The organism is Nitrososphaerota archaeon (assembly GCA_011605775.1).
Lineage (GTDB): Archaea > Thermoproteota > Nitrososphaeria > Nitrososphaerales > JAAOZN01 > JAAOZN01.
The window spans coordinates 1-5,033 of sequence record JAAOZN010000094.1 but is presented as its reverse complement, the minus strand read 5'-3'; the positions used below and the strand labels follow the sequence as shown (position 1 = coordinate 5,033).

Annotated in this window: 9 protein-coding genes; 5 read left to right on the top strand and 4 right to left on the bottom strand. The window is 46.0% G+C overall.

Features of this window, described 5'->3' with window-relative positions:
- The 5 genes from HA494_08650 to HA494_08630 form a co-directional block, all read left to right on the top strand.
- On the top strand, positions 1 to 213 hold a 213-nt coding region (locus tag HA494_08650; protein ID NHV97832.1), incomplete at its 5' end, for a stress response translation initiation inhibitor YciH.
- 8 nt (positions 214 to 221) lie between these two features.
- On the top strand, positions 222 to 425 hold the full coding sequence (locus HA494_08645) for a hypothetical protein (protein NHV97831.1): 204 nt from the start codon (positions 222 to 224) through the stop codon (positions 423 to 425).
- 3 nt (positions 426 to 428) lie between these two features.
- Complete coding sequence (locus HA494_08640) at positions 429 to 1,391, top strand: CPBP family intramembrane metalloprotease (GenBank protein NHV97830.1); 963 nt, start codon at positions 429 to 431, stop codon at positions 1,389 to 1,391.
- A 22-nt stretch (positions 1,392 to 1,413) separates the two neighbouring features.
- Positions 1,414 to 1,959, top strand: coding sequence for a hypothetical protein (locus HA494_08635; GenBank protein NHV97829.1), 546 nt, complete (start codon positions 1,414 to 1,416; stop codon positions 1,957 to 1,959).
- Positions 1,960 to 1,971: 12 nt separating this feature from the next.
- Positions 1,972 to 2,499, top strand: coding sequence for a hypothetical protein (locus HA494_08630; protein ID NHV97828.1), 528 nt, complete (start codon positions 1,972 to 1,974; stop codon positions 2,497 to 2,499).
- Here the strand turns inward: HA494_08630 and HA494_08625 are convergent.
- From HA494_08625 to HA494_08610, 4 genes are all read right to left on the bottom strand, one after another.
- The gene (locus HA494_08625) at positions 2,489 to 3,427 is read right to left on the bottom strand and encodes a transcription initiation factor IIB (GenBank protein ID NHV97827.1); all 939 of its coding nucleotides are present in this window, start codon (positions 3,425 to 3,427) and stop codon (positions 2,489 to 2,491) included. The two genes, HA494_08630 and HA494_08625, sit on opposite strands and share 11 nt — an antisense overlap.
- A 102-nt stretch (positions 3,428 to 3,529) precedes the next feature.
- Entirely contained in the window at positions 3,530 to 3,934 is a 405-nt protein-coding gene (locus tag HA494_08620) for a hypothetical protein (protein NHV97826.1), read from the bottom strand.
- A 12-nt stretch (positions 3,935 to 3,946) separates the two neighbouring features.
- Positions 3,947 to 4,456, bottom strand: a complete 510-nt coding sequence (locus tag HA494_08615) for a hypothetical protein (GenBank protein ID NHV97825.1) — start codon at positions 4,454 to 4,456, stop codon at positions 3,947 to 3,949.
- A gap of 45 nt (positions 4,457 to 4,501) precedes the next feature.
- A partial coding sequence (locus tag HA494_08610) for a hemerythrin domain-containing protein (protein NHV97824.1) occupies positions 4,502 to 5,033 on the bottom strand: 532 nt, incomplete at its 5' end.

The following is a 5,033-nucleotide window of genomic DNA, read 5'->3' as shown; positions in this document are numbered from 1 at the left end:
ATGCGGCGCTTCAAAAAACCGACTACGATGATAGAGGGGCTTAATATGAAGCAATCCGAATTAGAGAAGCTTGCACAGAGCCTTAAAACAAAACTAGCGTGTGGCGGTACAGCGAAGGACGGATATGTGCTTCTACAAGGTGACCACAGAGATTCTGTGAAAGAAGAATTGATAAACATGGGCTTCAATAAATCGTCAATAGAAGTTCAGTAGTGAATAATTTGAGTGGCAAAGAGAAGGTGGAGCGGATTGTTAGGAGAAACCCTATTAGCCTACCGCCTAAACTCTGCCCCAAATGCCTTAAGCCTCTTAAATCGTTATCGCAGCTAAGTGGCTGGCTAACTCCAGATTACTATTATTGTGAGGCATGCGGCTATTCTGGTGCTGTTGCGTTTGAGGCGGCTAAGGATGAATGTAATGAGTAGCCTATGCACCAGCCCAAATCCATCCAAACAGCGGCCAAAATAGTATTCTTAGCCCTACTTGTCATCTTCTTGATCTTTTTCACCGTCTCATTTCCACTGGGGGTCTACGTATCCCTCACTTTATACAACGAGAATGCGCCTCAGACTGTAAAGACTCTACCTTTGTTCCTCTTCGGCTTAGCCACGCCGATTAAAGCGAATATTAACGCTGTAACCCTACTTACTCTACTTTTGGCCTTCTACTTACTGCTTGTCTATTTGGCTGCAAAAGGACCTTCAGCGAATCTCTACCAAACCCTAAGATTGGTCTACCTAAGAGGAATCGCCTCTGTGCAAGGCAACACACTTATCACCGTAGGCACAGTCTTCGCTCCGCTTCTCCTAGTGAATGTAGGGCTAGAATGCTTACAAAGCCTCTTCGGTGTGGCGACCGGAGCACTTCCTAGAAGCGAGCCGCTAGTTGACTTTGCTCTCCTCACATACGCGCCTCTCGCTGAAGAATTAGGCTTCAGAGTAACATTGATTGGAGTAGCGTCTTCTTTACTTCCTCTTTACTACGGTGACTTTAAATCTGCTCTATATGCGCTTTGGCGCCCTTCCGCTTTCCTCGACACTAAGAATCAGCGGGTCAAGGCGCTGTTAAATTCCTTGCTAATCTTTTCATCTCTGATCTTCGGTTTAGCGCACGTGTTTTACGGCGGAGGATGGGAGCTTGGAAAAGTCTTGCCAACTTTTGTGGCTGGTTTATGTTTGGGTTGGCTCTATGTTAAATGGGGTTTCCACGGCGCTGTTCTTCTGCATCTCCTCTTTAACTACTTTTCTGGCTCTTTTGATTACTACACAGAGCTAGTGGGTTCGACACTTCTTGCCGATACTGTGTCGATCACACTCTACTCTTTCGGTGCAGTAGTGCTGCTCTGGCTCGCCCTAGATTTAGCTCTCTCATCAAGGAGTAGGAAGGATTAAATCGGGATAGAAGGAAAGCTAGTTGTGCGTCAGATTGTGCGTCTTAGGTAAGGATAGACTACTGGCTCTAATTGAGGAGAACAGATGCATATACCCTTTCGACAGAGCCCTATTAGACGGTGACGGATATATCTTGACCGTCAAAGAAGAAACCACTTTAAACTACTTAGAGCATAAGAACCTCATATCATATGAGGTCGTCTTTACCCCACCAAATATAGTAGCCCATCTGACAGCAAAGAGCAGATACGGCAGGATGGGTCTATCATTCCTTAATGCGGCGAAAGTTCACAGCGGGTTTATAGGGAGACTGGCGTTGGAGTTAGTAAATCTAAATAATAACAGAACACCCATAACTATTAAGAGAGGAGACCCGCTTATGCACATAGAGTTCATGACGAGGGAAGGAGACCCCTCACCCTACATGGGTGACTACCTCTTCCAATACATGAGTGATGAAGAGGTGGCGGTCTATCTTGATTTAATAAATAAGAAGTTCCCAAACCTCTACCCACCGGGATTCTTGGAGAAGAAGTCTAGGAATCGAGTTCTGGTATCTGACGTTTAAGGGGAGATAGGGTTGGTTAGATCAGAGCGCAGCGGCCCAATAAGTGGCAAACAACATACCCTTATGATATCTCGGCTTGCTTCTGAACTTCAGAAAACCATCAACACAGGGCTAGCCTCAATGAAAGTTATGAAGCAAGTCGACGAAGTTGTTAAATCTAACCTTGAGCGGAGGATAGCTGCAGTGCTTAAGAAGCTCGATAGGCTTCTAAACAGCAGCGCTAGATCTGAGTTTGGAAATAGGGTAGGTCTACTCTACGTCAAAGTAGTCTCTCTGCAGGAGCTTGTAGAACGTTGTGAGGAGGGTTATCGCCTTGCTTGCTCACCTAAGGGTCAAGTTAGGGTCTCTGTGCTCAAGGAGCTTCTTAAGATTGATGAGGAAATAGCGCAATTCATAAACAGCCTATATGGGTTGATCCCTCAGAAATCTACGGTTAAAGAAGAGAGTTTAAGAGAAGCGGAAGAAATTGTTGAAGACCTATTCTCTCTGCTACGAAGGAGGCAGGGACTGGTAGCGGAGCTTAAGCAGACTAGAGGTTAAGCGCGGCTTTAAGACCTTTGTATCTATTCCTGATGGTAACTTCTGTAACACCAGCGGCTTCGGCGACATCCTTCTGCGTTTTGTTTTCACCTTCTAATACGCACGCTACGTAGAGGGCGGCTGCTGCTAGACCCATCGGATCCTTACCAGCTGAGGTTCTTGTTTCCGCAGCCTTTCGGAGGATTTCAAGCGCTCTTCTCTTCGTCTTCTCTGACAACCCAGCCTTACTCGCTATCCTTGAGACACACTTTGTCGGGTCTACGACTGGCATCTTAAGATCCAGCTCTCTTAGCAAAAGTCGGTAGCATCTTGCAATATCCTTCTTCTTCACGTTACTTACTTGAGCCACGTCTTTAAGTGTTCTTGGTGTTTCGGTGTCTCTGCAAGCTGCGTATAAAGCGGCTGCTATTAATGCTGAGATAGATCTGCCTCTGACCAAACCTTTCTCCAAAGCCTTTCGGTAGATGTAGGCTGCCTTCTCGATGACCGCATCGCTTACACTAAGTTTATCCGCTAATCTATCGAGTTCGCTGAAGGCTTGCCTAAGGTTACGGTCTATAGGCTCATGTACTTGGCTTCTACCGTCCCAGGTCCTTAGCCTCTCTATGGTAGCCTTCATCGAAGCGGGTAAGGCTTTTCCGGATGCGTCCCGATCCTCAACACCTATCATAGTGGCTAGCCCCATATCGTGCATAGCGAGGGAAGACGGCACACCCGCTCTACTTCGGTTCTCTTTCTCTTCTTTTGAGAAGGCTCTCCACTCTGGTCCGAGCTCCTCTATCTTCTCTTTGACCACGTAACCGCAATTACTGCAGAAGAGTTCACCTCCAGCCGTATCCATGACCATAGGTCCTTTTCCGCACCTAGGGCAGCGGTCTACAGACTGCCGTAGCCTGTATAGATTTGCATACTCCTTGTTTTCACTCATACCTGTCACCAGAAGACTTTTTATCCCGGTTAGAAAGTGGTAGTGACCTATTAATAAACTTTACTAAACATCTTGGTATAGACGTGTTAAACAAAATCCTAATTAAATATAGAGGATCTGAGCCCCTCTTGTTGCCTCTAGGAAAGCGGCGATACCCATCACTTCATCGACCTCACTTATAAGCTCATCTCTTATTACATCGTAGAAGGACATAGCAGCTATACAAGCATATATTCTACCACCAAATCTCTTTAACTCTTCTATCCCCTCTGATATGCTGCGTATAGTGCCTTTCTCCAACGCCTCATTAATCTTTTGTCTTACGGTTGGATCGGTTTCTTCACCCACTTCGTCAGTTCTACCCTTTATAAGCCTGAAAAGGGCACCGTAGGTGAAGAAGGCATAGACTTCCATACCAAACGCAGCGTACATAGCCGCTACTGTTAGAGCGTAGCTTACCCGCTCGAATGAGCCGCTGTTTATGATTAGAGCTACCTTTTCAACCAAACCGCTGCCCCTTTATTTTAAAATAGTCTTATGGATCTGCTCTATACTAACTTCGTTGGATAGGAAGTGAGTAGGCACCTGCCTAGCGATTTTGAAGATTCTGTTGCCAACTACTATTGTTCTAGCTGCAAACCTTGGGTTACGATAAAGCTTACTTTGCGGCTCGACCTTGAACTGTCGGTTGAAGAAGGCGGTAGCTAGGTTGAGTTCCCCCGTAAATATCTGCTTAGCTATTTGGTAGTCGCTTGAGACCGTGAAATCTATCTTTTCATTTGGCACATCGGTTCCGATTTGAAGCTTTCTAACACTCCCTTTCTCAAGTTTGATGAAGAAGCATATTTCATCTTTACCCGAGTATAGCTGCTTTAAGCCAGCCGGGAGCCCGGATATCTTGTAGAGTAGGTTCAGAGTAAAGTTTGAGGTCATCCGCTTAAACTCCTCGTCGCTGATTCTAGCCGCTTGAACGGTCTTGGTTACTTCACGAATCCATTCTTGTGAAAGAAAGAGCAGTTTGTTCTCCAAACGCTTCACCACTCAAAAATAAGGGAGAGGGGAGATCTTTGATAGTCAGCTTAATGCTTTGGCTTTGAGGCCTCTTTCAGCCCTAGCTTTGTCTTTAATCGTTTCGCCCCACTGCAGAAGCGGTATGCCCTCTTTTCGGCATCTCTCGAGTTCTATAGCCATCTTCTCCAATTCCTCTTTTGGAAGTCTGGTAGTAAGTAGGGTTATCCCTTCGCATTCGATAGGATGTGGTAGAACCTCGTTTCTAATTATTTCAGGTAGCACTTTGGCCTCCTCTTCTGTAATCTCCCCTTTTGAGAGAATAGATGCGAGCTCTTTTCCCCGTCTGACGATGCGGTCGTGTACACCAAGTAGATACTCTAGATACTGCCGCCCAAAGATCTTTTCGTGTGCTGGGTAGAAACTCTCCTCCTCCCATCTGAAGTGCGGTCCAGTCAGTTTGTCTAGCCGGAGTAGTATCTCCAAGGATCTTTCCGCGTCCCGTTTGCCGATGGCGTCGATCAATTCTAGTAGGATATCTCGCACTTGCGTATGGTCTGATTTTATTTCAGCCAATACATCTAATCTAGCCATATTT

Excerpts from the sequence above, each read along its gene's own strand:
- HA494_08640 (NHV97830.1), top strand. The coding sequence starts at position 429 with ATGCACCAGCCCAAATCCATCCAAACAGCGGCCAAAATAGTATTCTTA.
- HA494_08625 (NHV97827.1), bottom strand. The coding sequence starts at position 3,427 with ATGAGTGAAAACAAGGAGTATGCAAATCTATACAGGCTACGGCAGTCT.